The organism is Streptomyces sp. NBC_01267, from assembly GCF_036241575.1.
GTDB lineage: Bacteria > Actinomycetota > Actinomycetes > Streptomycetales > Streptomycetaceae > Streptomyces.
This window is the reverse complement of the sequence record NZ_CP108455.1, coordinates 5,250,978-5,269,401: the sequence shown is the minus strand read 5'-3', so window position 1 is coordinate 5,269,401 and position 18,424 is coordinate 5,250,978. Positions and strand designations below refer to the sequence as shown.

The window sequence follows — 18,424 nt, the reverse complement described above, 5'->3', positions numbered from 1 at the left end:
TGTCCGCGGCCGTGGTGCCCGCGGTGCCCGTCGTGTCGCACCGAAGCTACGCCAGTGGGGCGCGGCGCCGCAGCGGCCGGGCCCACCGGCCCGGGGCATACTCCGAACGGGTCTCAGACCACCCGCGGGTCCACCGTATGGCGGAAGCTGTCACACATGAGTTCCGCCGCCGTCCCACCGCGCCCGCCGCATGTCCAGGCGGGGCAGATGACCGTCGGCCTCCCGTGCGGTCCGCGAGGCGTCCTTCAGGGGCGTGGACTCCGTGCGGTAGTGCTCCAGCGCCCGCAGTTCGTGGCCGGGCAGCAACGCGCCGTCCGCGCGCACCACACGCCACCACGGGGCGGCTGCGCCGTAGAGGGCCATCACCCGGCCCACCTGACGCGGTCCTCCCTCCCCCAGCCATTCGGCGATGTCTCCGTACGTCATGACGCGGCCGGGCGGGATCCGGTCCGCCACGTCGAGCACCCGTTCCGCGTACTCCGGCAGCTCAGCACTCATCCGGTCCATACTGCACCAGCCCTCCGACAGCTCCTAAAACTCCCACCGCACCGACACTGCTCCGGGCCGCCCACCGAGCGGCCCGCTTTCGGCAAAGGGGCCCTGATGCCCGCCTGCGCCGCCCGGACATGCCACCATCGTCCGGGCGGTGGCCGGACCGTCGGCCGGGCTCTGCCCGCGGGCCCAGCACCCCGAGGTGGAGCGCAGTGATACGAGACCATAAGGACACGACGGAGGGGCCGGGCGTGCCGGAACCGGCAAACGCACCCGACGGGCCGCCCTCCGGCGGAACCGGTACGGGGCCGGATTCCGGTACGGAACCGGGATCCGGTGGGAAGACCGGTGGGAAGACCGGTGGGAAAGCAGCGTCCGGGGCCGGAACGGAGCCCGGCACAGGAACCGGGTCCGGTACAGGAACCGACTGCGGAGAGGCGGCACCCATCGACAGGGTCTCCGGCGACGAACCACTGCTCGCCGCCCGTGTGCACCGCCCCTCCGATCTGCTGCGTCTGCTCATCGGACTGCTGGCCATCGCGCTGGTCCTCGCCGTCGCCGCCTTCGCGCACGGCACCACATCGGGTCTCGCCGAGGACATCAACCACGGCACCGGCCAGACGCCCGACATGCTCATCAAGCTCGCGGGCCTGTTCTCGTCCATCGCGATACTGATCCTGCCGGTCGCCTTCGCGATCGAGCGGCTGGTCAAGCGGGACGGCCTGCGCATCGCGGACGGCGTGCTCGCCGCCGTACTCGCGCACGGGGTGGCGCTCGCCACCGATCTCTGGGTGGCCAAGGCCGCGCCGAAGTCGATCACCGTGGCGCTGACGCACTCGCTGTCGGACGGCTCCCTCACCGACCCCGTGCACGGCTATCTCGCCCCCGTCATCGCCTACATGACAGCGGTCGGCATGGCCCGCAGGCCGCGCTGGCGGGTGGCGCTCTGGGTCGTCCTGCTGGTCAACGCCTTCGCCGTACTGGTCGGCGGGCAGACCACCCCCTTCTCGATCATCCTCACGATCCTGCTCGGCTGGACCGTGGCGTACGGCACGCTGTACGCCGTCGGCTCGCCCAACGTCCGCCCCACCGGCCGCCAGCTCCTCGCCGGACTGCGGCACGTCGGCTTCTCCCCCGAGACCGCCATGCGCGCCGAGGACATCCCCGACTCCGCCGACCAGGGCGACCGGGGCCGCCGCTACTTCGTGACCCTGAAGGACGGGGACCCGCTCGACGTCACCGTGGTCGACCGCGAACAGCAGGCGCAGGGCTTCTTCTACCGGGTGTGGCGCCGCCTCACCCTGCGCTCCATCTCCACCGGCCGCTCCATCCAGTCGCTGCGCCAGGCCCTGGAGCAGGAGGCGCTCCTCGCGTACGCGGCCATCGCCGCCGGGGCCAACGCCCCGAAGCTGATCGCCACCTCCGAACTGGGCCCCGACGCGGTCATGCTGGTGTACGAGCACACCGGCGGACGCTCCCTCGACTCGCTTCCCGACGAGGAGATCACCGACGAGCTGATGCGGAACACCTGGCACCAGGTGCAGGCGCTCCAGTCCCGCCGTATCGCGCACCGCCGGCTCGTCGGCGACGCGATCCTGGTGGACCGGGCGGGCGCGGTGATCGTCACCGATCTGCGCGGCGGTGAGATCGCGGCCGGTGACATCGTGCTGCGCATGGACATCGCCCAGCTGCTCACCACGCTGGGGCTGCGGGCCGGGGCGGAGCGCTCGGTCGCGGCGGCGGTCGCGGTCCTCGGCCCGGACAAGGTCGCCGACAGTCTCCCGCTGCTCCAGCCGCTGGCGCTGAGTCGGTCCTCCCGCGCGACGCTGCGCCAGCTGGCGCGGGAGCGGGCGCAGCGGGAGCGCGAGGCGGTGATCGAGGCGTCGGAGGCGGCGAAGCGCGCCAGGGCCAGGGCCAACGAGGCGCCGGACGACAGCCGCAAGGCCGCCCGTGCCGAGAAGAAGGCCGAGAAGGAGGCCATAGACGACGCGGTGGGCGGGGCGCGCGAGGAGGATCTGCTCGCGCAGATGCGCCATCAGGTGCTGCTGATCCGTCCGCAGGCGCACGCCGAACCGGTCCGGCTGGAACGGGTCAAACTGCGCACCCTGCTCACCGTCATCGCCGGGTCGATCGCCGCGTACTTCCTGTTCTCGCAGCTGGCGAACATCCCGTACCACAACCTGCTCAGCAACACCGAGTGGGGCTGGGTCGCCGCCGCCGTGCTGTTCTCCGCGGTGAGTTACGTGGCTGCCGCGATGAGCCTGACGGGATTCGTCCCCGAGAAGGTGCCGTTCTTCCGGGCGGTCCTGGCGCAGGTCGCCGGGTCCTTCGTGAAACTGGTGGCGCCGGCGGCGGTCGGCGGTGTGGCGCTCAACACCCGCTTCCTGCAACGCGCGGGCGTGCGGCCCGGTCTCGCGGTGGCCAGTGTCGGGGCCTCGCAGCTGTTCGGGCTCGGCAGCCACATCCTGCTGCTGATGATCTTCGGCTATGTGACGGGTACCGAGCAGACCCCTTCGCTGACCCCGTCCCGGACCGTGATCGCCGGGCTGCTGACGGCCGCCGTGCTCGTCCTGGTGGTCACGGCGGTGCCGTTCCTGCGGAAGTTCGTCGTCACACGGGTGCGTTCGCTGTTCGCCGGTGTGGTGCCGCGCATGCTCGACGTACTCCAGCAGCCCCGGAAGCTGCTCACCGGCATCGGCGGGATGCTGCTGCTGACCGGCACGTTCGTGATGTGCCTGGACGCTTCACTGCGGGCCTTCGGCGGCGGCGCGACCATAAGCTACGCGAGCATCGCGGTGGTCTTCCTGACCGCCAACGCGGTGGGTTCGGCGGTGCCGACCCCCGGTGGTGTCGGCGCGGTGGAGACCGCGCTGACCGGCGCACTGATCATCGCCGGGGTGGACCGCGGGACGGCGACCGCGGCGGTGCTGCTCTTCCGGCTGCTGACCTTCTGGCTGCCGGTGCTGCCGGGCTGGCTGTGCTTCAACTACCTGACCCATCGAGGCGAGTTGTAGGGACGGCCGCCCTCTCACGGAACAACCGCCCGGTCACGGGACAACCGCCCGGCACGGGGCGGCCGTTCACACGCCGAAGGGGCCGGCCCGCACCTTCCGTGCGGACCGGCCCCTTCGGGTGGACAACTCCTAGTACACCGGCTTCTCGGGCTCGATCTGGTTGACCCAGCCGATCACGCCGCCGCCCACGTGGACCGCGTCGGCGAAGCCCGCGGACTTCAGGACGGCCAGGACCTCCGCCGAGCGGACGCCCGTCTTGCAGTGCAGGACGATCTTCTTGTCCTGCGGGAGGTCCGACAGCGCGGTCCCCATGATGAACTCGTTCTTCGGGATCAACTTCGCGCCCGGGATCGAGACGATCTCGTACTCGTTCGGCTCGCGGACGTCGATGATCTCGATCTTCTCGTCGGCGTCGATCCACTCCTTGAGCTGCTTGGGAGTGATCGTCGAACCGGCCGCCGCCTCCTGGGCCTCCTCGGACACGACGCCGCAGAAGGCCTCGTAGTCGATGAGTTCGGTGACGGTGGGGTTCTCGCCGCAGACCGCGCAGTCGGGGTCCTTGCGGACCTTGACCTGGCGGTACTGCATCTCCAGGGCGTCGTAGATCATGAGGCGGCCGACCAGCGGCTCACCGATGCCCGCGAGCAGCTTGATGGCCTCGTTGACCTGGATGGAACCGATCGACGCGCAGAGCACACCGAGCACGCCGCCCTCGGCGCAGGACGGGACCATGCCGGGGGGCGGGGGCTCCGGGTAGAGGCACCGGTAGCAGGGGCCGTGCTCCGACCAGAAGACGGACGCCTGGCCGTCGAAGCGGTAGATCGAGCCCCAGACGTACGGCTTGTTGAGCAGCACGCACGCGTCGTTGACCAGGTAGCGGGTGGCGAAGTTGTCCGTGCCGTCCACGATCAGGTCGTACTGGGAGAAGATCTCCATCACGTTCTCGGCCTCGAGCCGCTCTTCGTGAAGGACCACGTTCACCAGCGGGTTGATCCCCAGGACCGAGTCCTTCGCGGACTGGGCCTTGGAGCGGCCGATGTCGGCCTGGCTGTGAATGATCTGGCGCTGCAGATTCGACTCGTCGACCTCGTCGAACTCCACGATGCCCAGCGTGCCCACGCCGGCCGCGGCCAGGTACATGAGGGCGGGCGAACCGAGGCCGCCCGCGCCCACGGCGAGCACCTTGGCGTTCTTCAGCCGCTTCTGCCCGTCCATCCCGACGTCGGGGATGATCAGGTGGCGGGAGTACCTGCGGACCTCGTCGACGGTGAGTTCAGCAGCTGGCTCGACCAGGGGTGGCAACGACACGGGGACTCCGTTGGTCGGTATCTACGTACGATTGTTCTCTCCGTAACACTGCCACGCCCCTTCTCATTCCGAGACACCCGGTCCGATCCGCGAGACGATTTCGTCCCAGTACCCGGGCAGCGTCTCGAACGGGTCGCTCTGCCCCGGCAGGCCGTCGCAGCCGTCCCGGTCGCTGCGGTCGGTGAAGAAGATCGTGCCCGCACCCTGCCAGCGGGCGATACGGACGGCCTCCTCCAGGTGCGTGCGCGGTACGCCGTGTACGAAATGAGCGAAACGTGATGGTTCGTAGGAGGCTGTCCACTCCGCCACCTGCGACCAGCGGTAGTCGGTCCAGGGGCCGCTGAAGGTGACCAACTGGTCGGCGGCCTCGGCGTAGCCCGGGTACGGGTGGCTGCCGTGGCCGAGCACCAGATGGCCGCCGGGTTCCAGCAGGGCTCCGAGCGCACCGGTGATGCGGCGGGTCTCCGGGAGGTCGGCGCGGTCGACGGGGGCCCGGTCGAGGTAGAAGCCGTCGACCCGGTACCAGTCGGTGAACCGGTGTGCCTCCGCGAGCAGTTCGCCGAAGCCCCGCGCCCCGTGGGCCATGTCGAGATGGCCGAGCACCCGGGTCCCGGCGTTGCGGAGCCGTCCGGCCGCCGCCAGGCAGTGCGGGTCGGGACGGGCGCCGGGGCCGTGCGCGACGTTGAGCACGACCCAGTGCAACGGGGTTCCCGGGCGGGTGAGTTCGGCCCATTCGACCGGGGCGACCAGCGGGTGCGCGTAGCCGGGAATGCCGAAGCCCAGCCCGGTCGAGACCGCCGCGGCGGGGGTCAGATACGGCATGCGGCCTCCATCCAGATGTCGGCGAGCGACTCCTCCAGATTGATGCGCGGACGCCAGCCCAGCCGGTCGCGGGCGGTGCGGACGTCCGCCTGCTGCCAGCTGCCGCAGCCGTCGGGGTACGGGGACGGGGCGGCCAGGTGCTCCATGACCGGCTCGGCGGGGCGCGGGGCGACCAGGCCGCCGTGCCGGTGCTGGGGGCCGTCGAGTTCGTGCAGGGTGCCGCCGAAACCGGCGACCCTGGCCAGCACGGCGGCGGCCTCGCGCAGCTTCACGGCGTGCCCCGTACCGATGTTGACGACCCCCTGGGCGGCGGAGAGGGAGGCGGCGTGGACGGCGCGCGCCACGTCCCGTACGTCGACGAAGTCGCGCTGGACGCCGAGCCCGGAGAGCTTCAGCTCGTTGTCCCCCGCCTGCATCGCCCGGCGCATCGCCTCGGCGAGGCGGCCGAGCGGGGAGCCCGCCGGGGTGCCGGGACCGACCGGCGAGAAGACCCGCAGGACGATCGCGTCCAGCCCCGAGTTGAGCACCAGTTCACTGGCCGCGAGCTTGGAGACGCCGTACGGGCCACCGGGGCGCGGCACCGCGTCCTCGGCGGTGGACGAGCCCGGCTGGCTGGGCCCGTACTCGGCCCCGCAGCCCAGCTGCACCAGCCGGGCGCTGCAACTGCTGCGGCGCAGTGCCTCGCAGACGGTGGCGACGGCGACCGTGTTGTGCCGGGTCAGATCGCGTGCGCCGCCGCGGGTGGCTCCGGCGCAGTTGATGACGACTCCGGGGTGGACGGCGTCCAGGAAGCGGGTCAGGGCTCCCGGGCTGCCACTGGCGAGGTCGAAGCGGACGTCGGCGTCGTCGCCGCGTCCGAGGGCCGTGAGATGCACGGCGGGGTCGGCGAGCAGGCGGTCGGCCACGTAGCGGCCGAGGTACCCGTTGGCTCCGAGCAGCAGCACCCTCATCGCGCGGCCACCTCTCGATACCGACATGCCGGGGCTGTGGGTTCGGGGCTCATGTTGCGTTCTCCTTCAGGGGTGTTACGGGGTGAATGGCCCGCGACGTCGGCTCCGCGGGAGGTCTCGGGGCGCGCGCTAGGTGTGCGCCGAGGCGCGGGAGAGCGCGCCGGTGGCGTGCACCAGCAGCGCGAGGGCGGCGGCCCCGCAGGCGAGGGCGGACACGGCGGGCACACCCAGGGCGTCCACGGGAACGGCGAGGAAGCGGCAGCCGGGGAGCCGGCCCGCGAGGACCGATGCCAGGGCGAGGGCCTCGACGGTGCAGGCGGCCCCCAGGGCGGTGGCCGCGCCGCCGGGGAAGCCGTGGACGGTGAGCAGCCTGGCGAGGAAGAGCAGAACGGCGAGGGCGGCGGCTCCGGGGGTGAATCCCCGGACGGACAGCAGGAGCGCGGGCGCCGCCGCGTACAGCACGGCGACGGCGACGACGAGCGGTCTGGCCCGCGCCGCGAATTCGGCCGTGCCCCGGCTCGCGGCCAGTCCGCGCCGGGCCAGCAGCGAGAGGAGCCGGGCACACCAGACGGCGGGCGCCACGGCCAGCGCCAGGCCGACCAGCGGTGCGGCGGCCAGCGGTGCGGCGGCCAGTGGCCAGGTCCCGTCGGGGCCGCCGCGCAGCAACTGGTCCAGCAGGCCGTCGCCGCAGAGCGCGTAGCCGAGCAGCCAGCAGACGTAACCGCGCGCGCCGGGCACCGCACGCCCCTCGGCCCGCAACGGGCCCCGGCGCAGGGTGAGGAGGAGGGCTGCGCCGGTGACGAGCGCGCCCGCGGCGGCGACCGCGAGCCGTCCACCGCCGTGGACCAGCGGGATCCCGACGGCCGTGGCGACCGCGCAACCGCCGGGCAGCAGCCCGAACAAGGGTGCGTGCGGGGCGACTTCATGGGCAGCGGCGGGTTCGTCCACCGGGTGCCCGGCTTCCGCGCTGCGGGGTACGCGGGCGTACAGCTCGTCGGCGAGCGCGAAGACGTCCCGGTGCCGGAACCGGGCCGCGGTGCGGTCGGTGATGCCGTGCGCTTCGAGTCCGGCGGCGATCTCCAGCGGGTCGACGGCCCGTTCGCACAGCTCGCGGTGGCGGTGCATCAGGGCCCGTACGGGGTCGGCGGAGCCTCGCGCGCCCTTCCGTAAGGGCGGGGCCGCGAGTCCGGACGCGGCCTCGGCGAGCACGGCTTCGGAACGCTCGTCCCAGGCGTCGGCCCCCGCGGGCGGGCGCGGACCGTCCGGGGCGGGTCCTGGCGGCTGTTCGGTGGGACCGGGCCTGCTCATACGGCGACCTCTCTGCGCCGGAGTCGGAACCGGGGCCGGTGGACGGGGAGTTCGACGGCGGACGGCGGGGGCGCACAGCCGTGCGCCGGGGGCCTGGGCCCGCGTGCCGTACACCCCGATCGGGCCGTCGGGTGCGCGCGGCCGGACACCCGGCGCACGGCGGCCGATCTGCTCCGGCGTACGCCTCCGGTCGACGCGCCCCGGACCAGCGGGAGTTCGCAAGCCGTCGCCTCGAAGGCAGCGGCTTCACGGACCGCCGTTCCGAGAGCCGGAGCCGCTATGGGGACCGTGCGGGGCTGGTTCATCGGCCGCCCTCCCCCGCGACAGCCCCCACCCGGAGCGGTTCGGGCTCCGGCGCCGCCCAACTCGGCGTACGCACCGTGCCCGCGTGAGCCGCCCAGGCTCCCGCGACCTGCGCCTCCGCCGGGTGCGCGAACGGGCGGGGATCACCCTTGTCGTGCGCCGGCGTACGCCGGACCGGGCCGTGCGAGAGCAGGTCGAGGTAAATGCCGTGAAATGCCGCGATGTTCTGTTCGACCGTGAAGAGTTCGAGCGCCCGCGCACGCGCCGCCGCACCGAGCCGTTCCCGGCGCCGCGGGTCGCGCAGCAGCGCCAGGCAGGCGTCGGCGAGCGCACGCGGATTGCGCGGTGGCACCACGAGCCCCGTGCCGCCGACGACTTCGACGACCGCGCCGACATCCGTGGAGACCGTCGCCCGGCCGCAGAACATCGCTTCGACGAGGCTCACCGGGAAGCCCTCCACCACGCTGGAGAGCACCACGACCGCGCCGCCCGCGTAGGCGTCCGCGAGCTCCGGCACCTCCGGGCCGCCGATCTCCTCGAAGGTCACCGGGTTGGAACCGACCGCGTGCACGTCCGCCGCCTCGTCGGGGAAGAGCTGGGCGGCGAGGGCGCGGCAGTGGGCGAGGTGGTCCGCGCCCCCGGGCCCCGGCGCGGGAGCTCCGACGATGCGGAGTCCGGCCTCCGGCTCCTCCTTGCGCACCTCGGCGAAGGCGTGCAGCAGGGAGATCAGGTCCTTGGCGGGCTCGATACGGCCGACCCACACCAGGGTGGCCGGGTCGCCCGTTTCCCCGCCGTCCCCCACGGCGGAGAATCGTTCGGCCTCCATGCCGGGATGGACCGTGCGCAGTTTGGCGCGGTCGGCGCCGCACTTCTCCTGCCAGCGGCGGGCGTGCGCGTTGCCGTGGGTGATGACCGCGGCCCGGCGGTAGACCTCGGCGGCCAGCCTGCCGTGGAAGCCCGCGAGCAGCGCGCGGACCGGGGCGCTGCGGGTGCTGCCCGCCAGGTAGTGCGAGCGCAGTTCGACGCCGTACTCCGTGACCAGCAGGGGAACCCCGAAGAAGCGGAGGGCCAGCAGTCCGGGGAGCGCGGCGCCGCCGCCGGACGCGGCATGGCAGAGGTCGACCGCCCCGAGCTCGTCCTCGGTGTACCAGTCGAGGGAGAGCGGACGCAGGGCCCGCTCCAGCAGTCCGGCGAAGGTGAGGTAGTCGGGGACTCTCGCGGACTGCACCGTGCGGCTCGCGCCGGGCGCACGACAGGCGGATTCCAGGGCGCGGACGGCGGTTTCGGAGCGGAGCGCCGGGTACAGAGGACCCTTCTCGACCGCGAGCTCGGCCAGTCCGTAGAGGCCGTCCGCGAAGAGGCCGTCCGCGAGGCCGGTGCCCTCGCCGCACACGGCCGAGACCAGCTGCCGGAAGCAGTCGGCGAACCGGCGCCGGTCTCTTCGGCCGTACCTGCGGCCGTCCGCCTCGGCCTTCCAGAGCGGCGCGGTGCGCACCCGCCGTACCTGCGGCGGCAGTTCGAGCCGTCCGCCCGCCTCCTGCTGCGCGCTGCGGCTCAGCGCGTAGAGGTCGAACTCGTGCCCGTCCAGCCCTCGTACGAGCCGGTCGCACCAGAACCTCGACTCACCCGTCGCATACGGATACCCACCTTCCGTAAGCAGTCCTATCCGCACGTGCACACCCCCGGTCTCCCTTCAGGCAGCCGCCGTTGGTGACGGCGACTCGCAGCGGGACGACCGTAAGCGGACGAAGAGGTGGCGCGACGGACGGTTGTCCATCGCGCCACCAGAAGGGGTGAACCGTCGTAACTTTCCCACCCCGGTCGCGTTCTGTGCCGCTACGGTGCCTTTCGGTCACGGCGGGTCAGGCCGCGGCGGGCTCCTTCCTGGCCGCCCGGCGCACCGCCGCGAGCAGCGGATCGAGCGCGGGCACCGCGGCCAGCAGCTGCCGGGTGTACGGGTCCTGCGGGGCGCCGTACACGGACTCCACCTCGCCCTCCTCGACGATCCGGCCCTGCCGCATCACGGCCACCCGGTCACTGACCTGCCGTACGACCGCGAGGTCGTGCGCGATGAAGACCAGCGCGAGCCCCAGCTCCTCCTGCAGTTCCGCCAGCAGGGCGGTGACCTGGGCCTGCGTCGTCACATCGAGCGCGGACACCGCCTCGTCGCAGACGATCAGTTCCGGCTCGGCGGCGAGCGCCCGCGCGATCCCGACGCGCTGGCGCTGGCCGCCGCTGAACTCGTGCGGATAGCGGTCGTACTGCGCGGGGTCGAGACCGACCCGCTCCAGCAGGTCCCGCACCCGGGCCCGGATCGCGGCCCCGTCCCGCTCGCCGCGGGCCCGCAGCGGGTCGGCGACGGACTCGCCGACGGAGCGGCGCGGGTTGAGCGAGGAGACGGGGTCCTGGAAGACCATCTGCACCCGGCCGGTCCGGGTCACCCGGCCGGACGTGGGCTCCAGCAGCCCGACGAGCATCCGCCCCAGGGTGGTCTTGCCGCTGCCGCTCTCGCCGACGACACCGAGGGTTTCGCCCGGGTGCACGCTCAGGGTGACGCCGTCGACGGCGGCGAGCGCGGCCCTGCCGCGGCCGAAGACCTGGCGCAGACCGACGGCTTCGACCACCGGGGCGCCCGCGGAGCCGGGAACCGGCCTCCGGCCCGCGACCACCCGTCGCGGCGGATCGTCGACCCGGGGCACCGCCGCGAGCAGCGCCTTGGTGTACGGCTCGCGCGGCGATCCGAGCACCTCCGCCACACTCCCGCGCTCCACGGCCCGCCCGGCCCGCATCACCAGTACGTCGTCCACCGACTCCGCCGCCACCCCCACGTCATGGGTGACCAGCAGCAGTCCCGTTCCCGTCTCGCGCCGCAGGTCGTGCAGCAGATCCAGGATCTGCGCCTGGACGGTGACGTCCAGCGCGGTCGTCGGCTCGTCGGCGATCAGCAGCTGCGGCTCGCAGGCCAGTGCCATCGCGATGAGTGCGCGCTGCCGCATCCCGCCGCTGAACTCGTGCGGTCGCGAGCGGGCCCGCCGGGCGGCGTCCGGGATACCGACCCGGTCGAGCACCTCGACGGCCCGGGTGCGCGCGGCCCGGCGGGAGGTCTTCACATGGGTCCGGTACACCTCGGCGATCTGGTCGCCGATCGCGTGGTACGGGTCCAGCGAGGACAGCGGGTCCTGGAAGACCATCGCGGCCTTCCCGCCGCGCAGCTCCCGCAGTTCGGCCTCGGAAGCGGTCCGCACATCGGTCCCCGCCACCCGTACCGAGCCGCTGACCTGCGCGCCGCTCCCCCGGTGCAGTCCGAGCAGCGCGTACGCGGACGCGCTCTTGCCGGAGCCCGACTCGCCGACGACGCCGAGCGCGCCGCCCGGCTCCAGCGTGAACGACAACCGGTCGACGGCCCGTACGGCCCCGTCGAAGGTGATCGTGAGGTCCTCGACCTCGATCAGACTCATGACAGGACCACCCGTCGGTCGGCCATCGCGTACAGCACGTCCGCGACGGCATTGGCGAGCACCACGAAGAAGCCGGTGACGAGCACCATGCCGACCACCACCGGCAGGTCCACGACCCGGACGGCGTGGACGAGTTCACGTCCGATGCCGGGGATGCCGAACAGCGACTCGGTGAGCACGGCGCCGCCGAACATCGACCCGAAGTCGTTGGCGTTGAGCGCGATGACCGGCGCGAACGCCCCGCGCAGCGCGTGCCGTCCGATGATCCGGCGCTCGCTCACCCCGTAGGCACGGAAGGTCCGTACGTGGTCGTCGGCGAGCGTCTCCAGCATGGCGGCCCTGGTCAGCCGGGCGTACTTGGCGGACTCGATCAGGGCGAGCGAGAGCCACGGCAGCAGCAGGTTCCACGCCCACTGCTGCGGGTCGTCGGAGAACGGTACGTACTGCGGATACGGCAGCAGGCCCAGCGTCCCGCAGACCACGACCATCAGCACCAGGCCGATGACGAAGACGGGCGTCGCGGTACCGGCCAGGGTGATCCCGGTGAGCAGCCGCTCGGTGGGCCGCCCGCGCCGCCAGGCCGAGAGCACGCCCGTGCCGACGCCGAGGATCAGCCACATCACCATGGCACCGAGCGTGAGCGAGGCGGTGACCGGCAGTTCGGTGCGGATCAGGTCGGTGACCTGCTGGTCGGTGCGGTACGAGAGGCCCAGGCACGGCGCGTCGCAGTGCAGCACCGAGGTGCCGGTGGAGAAGTCCCGGCCGGCGAAGACGCCCTGGAGGAAGTGCCCGTACTGCACGTACACCGGGTCGCCGAGCCTCAACTGCTCGCTCACCTGGTGCACTTGGACGGGCGAGCAGCGGGGGCCGCAGGTGATCTGGGCGACGTCACCGGGGGCGACGTAGAACACCGCGTAGACGATCACGGAGATCGCGAGGAGTGTGACGAGGGCGCCTGTGAGGCGCCGCAGCAGGAAGCCGGTCAGGCGGCCGTTCATCCGGTGGCCCTCTTCTCGCGCTTGCGTCCGGTGCCGATCCGCAGCCGGGAGGCGGCGCGCGGGTCGAGTGCGGTCCGTATGCCGTCGCCCAGCACGGTCAGCGAGAACACCGTGGCGAAGAGCATCCCGGCGGGCAGCAGCAGATACTGCGGAGCGGCCTGGTACCAGACGTCGGCCGAGGTGAGCATCTGCCCCCACGACGGGGTGGGCGGCTGCACGCCGACGCCGAGGAAGGACAGCGCGGCCTCCGCCGAGATGTTGGCGGGGAAGAGCAGCGCGGCGTAGGTGATGACGGGCGCGGCGAGCGCGGGGAGCAGTTCGCGACGGGCGATCTGCCACTGGTTCCAGCCGCTGAGCCGGGCCGCCTCCACATGGTCCAGCGACTTGAGGCTCAGCGTCCGGGCGCGGACGATCTTCGCCGTACCGCCCCAGGCGATCAGCCCGATCACCAGCGCGACCAGCACCGGCCTGGGAAAGGTGTCGGGCACGATCGCCATCAGTGCCAGCGAGAGGATCATCAGCGGCATGGCCACGACCACGTCGGTGATCCGGCTCAGGACGTTGTCGACGAGCCTGCTGCCGAGCCCGGCCGCGACACCGAGGACGACGCCGAGTCCGACCTGCACCAGGGTCGCGGCGAACGCCACGGCCAGGGAGACCCGCGCCCCGTAGACCAGCCGGGCGAAGAGATCGCGGCCGGTCTGCGGTTCGATGCCGAGCCAGTGGTCCGCGCTGATCCCGCCGAGGGGGCCGACGGGTACTCCGCCGCGCGCGGAATCGATGAGACCGGGGTGGTACGCGTTGGGGTCCTGGCCCTCCAGCGCGGTGAGCAGCGGCGCGCCGACGGCGACCAGCACGAGCAGGGCGACGACGCACGCCGCCGCGACGGCGGCGCGCTGTCCGCGCATCCGCCGTCGGAACGACCGGTCCCCGGCGGCGGGGGCCGCAGCGACGGCCCCCGCCTCCTCGGCCGGTCCGGTGTCCAACAGTGCTTCCGGCATGGCTACTTGACCGCTACCTGGGAGATGTCGAGCACGCCGGTCCAGTCGCTGATCACGACGTTCCTGATGCCCTGGCCGTAGAGCCGCTTGTAGACCGGGTGGAAGAGCGGCACGGTCAGCGCCTGCGCACCGATCTTCTTGTCGAGCGCGCCCCAGCGTTCGGCGGCGGCGTTCAGGTCGGTCAGCTTGTTGATCTCGTCGATCTCCTTGTTGACCGAAGGGTCGTTCAGGAAGCCGGAGTTGAAGTTGGCGCCGTCCTTGACGATCTGCCGGCCGTCGAAGATCGGGGCGAGGAAGGGACCGCCGGAGGGCCAGTCGGCGCCCCAGTGGGCGAGGAAGAGACCGGGTTCGGTCTTCGCGCCGTGCACCTTGTCCTTGTAGTCGTTGTCCTCCAGGCCCTGGAGCTCGACGGTGATGCCCGCCTTCTTCAGGGCGTCCTGGAGCGCGGTGGCGATCTCCGGGCTGGTCTCGAAGTCCCTGGCGTCGGAGTGGGTCAGGGTGATGGTCAGGCCGTGGGGGTAACCGGCCTCCTTCAGCAGGTCCTTGGCCTTGGCCGGGTCACCGGTCGCACCGGCCGGGAAGTGGTCGTACGGCGTGTAGCCGAAGGACTTCTGGTCCGGCAGATAGGTGGTGGCGGGCTCGGCGAGTGCGGAGCCGCCCGCCGCGTTGATCACCGAGGAGCGGTCGACGGCGTACGCGACGGCCTGGCGCACCTTCGGGTTGTCGAACGGCTTCACCTTCGGGTTGAAGGCGAGGTAGTCCGTGTAGCCGAAGTGGCCCGTGCCGACGCGCGAAGCGAGCTTCTTGTCACCGGTGACCTCGGCCAGTTCGGCCGGGCCGAGGTTGGTGTCGGTGGTCACCGCGGTGGCGTCCGCGCCCTGCGAGGAGGAGAGCCGCTGGTTGATGACGGAGGAGTCGAGGCCGGAGCGGACGTCGACCTTGTCGGGGTAGGCCTTGCGCTCGCTGTCGGTCTTCGCCGACCAGAAGGTGTTGCGCGCCAGGGTGAGCCGCTCGCCGTCGTTCTCGTTGCTGACGACCTTGTACGGGCCGGAGGAGACCGGGTGCTTCTCGTACGTGGTGCCGGTGTCCTTGGCCTTCGGCACCGGGGTGGTCTGTGTCTGGGTCGCCAGGTAGGGGAATTCCCCCTCGGGCTTGTTCAGATGGAAGACGATGGTCCTGGCGTCGGGCGTCTCGATCGAGGCGAGCTGCTTCCCCTTCTTGCCGTCCGGACCGGCCTTGTAAGGGCCCTGGTACCGGTCCCCGCCTATGAGCCAGTCACGCAGGTACGGTGCGCCGCCCGACAGTTCGGCGGCGAAGGAACGCTCGATGCCGTACTTGATGTCACCCGAAGTGATGGATGTGCCGTCCTCGTACTTCAGCCCGTCCTTGAGCGTGTACGTCCAGACGGTGGCGTTCTTGCTGGGCCTGCCCAGGTCGGTCGCGAGGTCGGGCACGACCTTCGAGCCCGCGGCGCCGTCCGCGCGGTGACGGGTGGTGAGCGTACGGAAGACCAGCGAGGGGACGTTGCCGCCGCCGGAGGTGTAGAGCCGGGCGGGGTCGAAGTCCTCCTGCGGCTGGCTGTTGAGGACGGTGAGGGTGCCGCCCCTCCGGGGCTTGCCCCCGGCCCCGGCGGACGTGGCGCCGCCGTGGCCCTCGGGCCCGGCGCAGGCGGCTGCGCCCAGGGCCAGGACCAGACTCGCGGCCGCCACTGACGCTGTGCGTGGGGACAGATGACGCATCGGAAAAGCACCTCTCGGTGTGCTGAAAGCGGACTGGAGCAGACGAATCCGCGCAGGCAGCAGCACCGGAAGGAGTACCGGGAAAAAGAAGGGCCGCGCCTGCGGGTGGAATACGCCCTGGCGCGGCGGACAGAAATGCCGACGCGCGCCGGAGCAGGCGGGTCAGCGACAGAGAACGTCGGCGACGCAGTGCCCGGTCACGCCGAACAGCACCAGCTCAAGGGCGGTGCGATCGGTGGACACAGGGCAGTGCGGCATGCCGAGAAATATGAACGACGCAAAGAACGATGTCAATGCGGGCGAGGCCGGTTATGAGACGCCGTCTCAACGGGTGGGATACACCCAGGGGTTCGCCCTGCACCGGATCCCGTCGATGTCCAGCGACTTGGTCTGCTGCTGCATCACGGGCGCCAGTGCGCCGGGGGTGCGGCAACTCTCGTGGTTGTGTCCGAGCCGGTGGCCGACCTCGTGGTTGATCAGCATCTGCCGGTACGGATAGATCTTGCTGTCGCCGAACGTCTCCGAGCCCTGGGCCCAGCGATACGCGTTGATCATCACGCGGTCGGTCGCCGCGGAATCGCAGGACACATTCTCCTCAAGCGTATCCAGACCGGATTTCTCACACCATTTCGCGGTGGTGACGGGACTGGCCAGCGTAATCACGAAATCCGGCTGTCCCGAAGAAATGCGCTCGAAGGTCTTGGCACCGTCGTGCGCCCAACTCCGGTTGTCGTTCAGGGTCTTCTGGACCGCTTCGGCGAAAAGCATGCCGTCGAGGCCCATTCCCTTCTCGATGTCCACCCGGTAACGGTATTTGCGCCCCGTGCCCGGCGCCTTCGCCGATCCGGGGACCACCGAGAACTTTCCCGTTGCTTCGAGCTTCGGGTCGAGCGGATACAGCGTGGACATCTTCTTCGCGTACGTCAGGGGGACCACGGCGGCCTTCGGTTCGGGCCGGTTGTCGCCGCGCGAGGCGGGCCCCGCGCCGGTCTCCCGCTCCGTAGCGCCGGCCGCCCGCGAAGTGTCGTGGGACCCGCCGCCGTCGGCGACCTGACCCGCGACCACGACGGCCAGCACCGTGGTCACCGCAGCGGCGGCGATCCCGGTGAACGTACGGCCCTTGCTGCCCTTCTCGCTGCCCGCCTTCTCACTGCCCGCGGCCCCGCCGTCGGCCGGGACACCCGGACCGGCGGTGCTTTCGGACCCGTCCGGTACGTCGGGGGCGACGGGGACGGTGAGCGTCGCGGAGGCAGCGGGCGCGGCCGTCGCGCTGCCGCGCTTCTCCTCCGGGCCCGCCTGCCCGGTACGGGAATCCTGCCCGCCACGGGCGTCCTGCCCGGTACGGGGATCCTGCCCGCCGCCGGCGTCCTTCCGCCGGCCGGACGTCCCGAACGCCTCGACGAACTCCCGCCGGGGACCCGGGACCTGAGGGCGCGCCTGCACACCCTGCCAGGTGCCGTACCGCTCGGGCGCGGGCGCGCTCCACTCCGGCTGCTCGGGGTGACCGCCCCGCACCTGCTCGGGCGCCGCGGGGGCTCTTCTGCGCCGTCCGGTCCCGACCTCGGCCCCGGTACGCGTCGCGGCGCCTTCACCGTCACCGGCGGTCGCGCCGGAGACGCCTTCCACGCTCTGGGGCACATCGCCCCGGCGGCTGTGACGTCCCACTCCCCGGATCAGCTCCCACTGCTGTTGTAGTCCTCCAGCAATTCCCGGAAGGCCGTCGCGACCGATTCCGGGAACTCCATCATCGCCACGTGCCCGGCGTCGGGCAGTGACAGCAGCCGTGATCCGCGGAACGCGGTCACCGCCTTGCGTGCCATACGGTACGAGACGAGCTGGTCCCGGACTCCGTACACCAGCAGCGTAGGGGCAAGCACCCGCCGGGCCTGCCTCCAGAGCCCGTGCTCCCCGCCCAGGGTGTACGCGTTGACGATGCCGCGCGCCGACCGGGTCATGGCATCCCAGAAGTACGGCAGTTGCAGCCGCCGTTCCATTTCCTCGACCGCGTGGCGCAGGCCCTCTTCGCTGACCCGTGACGGGTCGCCGTAACAGAGCCCGAGCATGCCGCGGGTACGCATCTCGGGCGTCCAGTCCTTGGTGAGCCGCAGGAACAGAGCGGCGGTACCGGGCACCGCGAGCAGCCCGGTCGGCGCCGCGGAACGCTGTACGCGCAGCTCGGGCAGCGCGGGCGAGACCAGGGTGAGGGTGCGCACCAGGTCGGGCCGCAGGGCCGCGACACGGGTGGTGACCGCGCCGCCCAGGGAATTGCCGAAGAGATGGACGGGCCCGCGCCCGCCGGCGTCGAGCAGCCGGATCACCGCACGGGCGTGGCCGGTGACCGAGTAGTCGCCGTCGTCGGGCGGCGGGGAATCCCCGAAGCCGGGCAGATCGACCGCCTCGCTGTCCACGGCGTCCTCGATGAGGGGCATCAGCGCCGACCAGTTCTGCGAGGACCCGCCGAGCCCGTGCACGAAGAGCGCGGGCGGCAGCCCGGCCCGCGCCCCGGGCCGGGAACGTACGGTCAGCGTCAGTCCGGGGAACGTCACCGTGCGCAGCGATTCCCCTGCCGCGATCCGTACGGTGCTCGCCCCGGTGGCCGGGGCGGCGGCCACCATTCCCGGCAGCTCGGTCGAAGACATAAGGCGATGTTACGAGACGATCACGCGAAGGTCCGTGTGTCAGCCGTCACAGGCCGCATCGCGCTACGGGGCGCGGGCTCCTACTCTCGGAAGGGAGGGAAGGGACGCCACCATGCCGACCGAACCCACGGAATCCACGGAATCCACCGACCCGACCGACCCGTCCGAACCGACCACGCGCGACGACGAGGCCGGTCCGTCCGAGGCCGACCCGGCCGACAGCGCGGAGCAGCGCACCGACCTCTCGCCGCAGGAGGACGACCCGCTGACCGGCATCGATCCCGCCACGGCGAACGAGGCGGACGCCGCCGAACAGGCCCGCGTCGTCCCCGTCGACGAGGACGACTACCGCTGAATCTCTCTTCCCCCAGCCGTCCGGTCCGTGAAATTCT

At 71.9% G+C, this 18,424-nt stretch carries 15 protein-coding genes; 2 read left to right on the top strand and 13 right to left on the bottom strand.

What is annotated here, in order from left to right:
- Positions 1-150 precede the first annotated feature (150 nt).
- On the bottom strand, positions 151-507 hold the full coding sequence (locus tag OG709_RS24205; RefSeq protein ID WP_250298040.1) for an MGMT family protein: 357 nt from the start codon (positions 505-507) through the stop codon (positions 151-153).
- Positions 508-626: 119 nt separating this feature from the next.
- Between OG709_RS24205 and OG709_RS24200 the strand changes: the two genes are divergently transcribed.
- Positions 627-3,506, top strand: a complete 2,880-nt coding sequence (locus tag OG709_RS24200; RefSeq protein ID WP_401273439.1) for a lysylphosphatidylglycerol synthase transmembrane domain-containing protein — start codon at positions 627-629, stop codon at positions 3,504-3,506.
- Positions 3,507-3,635: 129 nt separating this feature from the next.
- Here the strand turns inward: OG709_RS24200 and moeZ are convergent, their stop codons facing one another.
- The 12 genes from moeZ to OG709_RS24140 all read right to left on the bottom strand — a co-directional run bounded on the left by moeZ (position 3,636) and on the right by OG709_RS24140 (position 18,032).
- Complete coding sequence (gene moeZ / locus OG709_RS24195; RefSeq protein WP_250298042.1) at positions 3,636-4,814, bottom strand: adenylyltransferase/sulfurtransferase MoeZ; 1,179 nt, start codon at positions 4,812-4,814, stop codon at positions 3,636-3,638.
- Positions 4,815-4,877: 63 nt separating this feature from the next.
- Positions 4,878-5,636, bottom strand: coding sequence for a spherulation-specific family 4 protein (locus OG709_RS24190; protein ID WP_326694062.1), 759 nt, complete (start codon positions 5,634-5,636; stop codon positions 4,878-4,880).
- Positions 5,624-6,586 carry an NAD-dependent epimerase/dehydratase family protein gene (locus OG709_RS24185; protein ID WP_250298178.1) on the bottom strand — a complete coding sequence of 321 codons (963 nt, stop codon included), beginning with the start codon at positions 6,584-6,586 and terminating at the stop codon, positions 5,624-5,626. Before OG709_RS24185 ends, OG709_RS24190 begins: the two co-directional genes overlap by 13 nt.
- A 129-nt stretch (positions 6,587-6,715) precedes the next feature.
- Positions 6,716-7,894, bottom strand: coding sequence for a hypothetical protein (locus OG709_RS24180; RefSeq protein ID WP_329167676.1), 1,179 nt, complete (start codon positions 7,892-7,894; stop codon positions 6,716-6,718).
- 301 nt (positions 7,895-8,195) lie between these two features.
- Positions 8,196-9,869, bottom strand: coding sequence for a DUF3492 domain-containing protein (locus OG709_RS24175; protein ID WP_266644898.1), 1,674 nt, complete (start codon positions 9,867-9,869; stop codon positions 8,196-8,198).
- Between the two features lie 190 nt (positions 9,870-10,059).
- Positions 10,060-11,655, bottom strand: a complete 1,596-nt coding sequence (locus tag OG709_RS24170) for an ABC transporter ATP-binding protein (RefSeq protein WP_308409462.1) — start codon at positions 11,653-11,655, stop codon at positions 10,060-10,062.
- Entirely contained in the window at positions 11,652-12,653 is a 1,002-nt protein-coding gene (locus tag OG709_RS24165; protein WP_250298045.1) for an ABC transporter permease, read from the bottom strand. Before OG709_RS24165 ends, OG709_RS24170 begins: the two co-directional genes overlap by 4 nt.
- On the bottom strand, positions 12,650-13,654 hold the full coding sequence (locus OG709_RS24160; RefSeq protein ID WP_250298046.1) for an ABC transporter permease: 1,005 nt from the start codon (positions 13,652-13,654) through the stop codon (positions 12,650-12,652). Before OG709_RS24160 ends, OG709_RS24165 begins: the two co-directional genes overlap by 4 nt.
- A 2-nt stretch (positions 13,655-13,656) precedes the next feature.
- Positions 13,657-15,393 carry an ABC transporter substrate-binding protein gene (locus OG709_RS24155; protein ID WP_326694065.1) on the bottom strand — a complete coding sequence of 579 codons (1,737 nt, stop codon included), beginning with the start codon at positions 15,391-15,393 and terminating at the stop codon, positions 13,657-13,659.
- A gap of 162 nt (positions 15,394-15,555) precedes the next feature.
- Positions 15,556-15,651 (bottom strand): Ms4533A family Cys-rich leader peptide, encoded by a 96-nt coding sequence (locus OG709_RS24150; RefSeq protein WP_323136609.1) that lies wholly within the window; start codon positions 15,649-15,651, stop codon positions 15,556-15,558.
- A 66-nt stretch (positions 15,652-15,717) separates the two neighbouring features.
- Positions 15,718-17,058 carry a DUF3152 domain-containing protein gene (locus OG709_RS24145; protein WP_329167675.1) on the bottom strand — a complete coding sequence of 447 codons (1,341 nt, stop codon included), beginning with the start codon at positions 17,056-17,058 and terminating at the stop codon, positions 15,718-15,720.
- Between the two features lie 8 nt (positions 17,059-17,066).
- Positions 17,067-18,032 carry an alpha/beta fold hydrolase gene (locus OG709_RS24140; RefSeq protein ID WP_250298049.1) on the bottom strand — a complete coding sequence of 322 codons (966 nt, stop codon included), beginning with the start codon at positions 18,030-18,032 and terminating at the stop codon, positions 17,067-17,069.
- A 112-nt stretch (positions 18,033-18,144) separates the two neighbouring features.
- Between OG709_RS24140 and OG709_RS24135 the strand changes: the two genes are divergently transcribed.
- Entirely contained in the window at positions 18,145-18,387 is a 243-nt protein-coding gene (locus OG709_RS24135; RefSeq protein ID WP_250298050.1) for a hypothetical protein, read from the top strand.
- Positions 18,388-18,424: the final 37 nt, after the last annotated feature.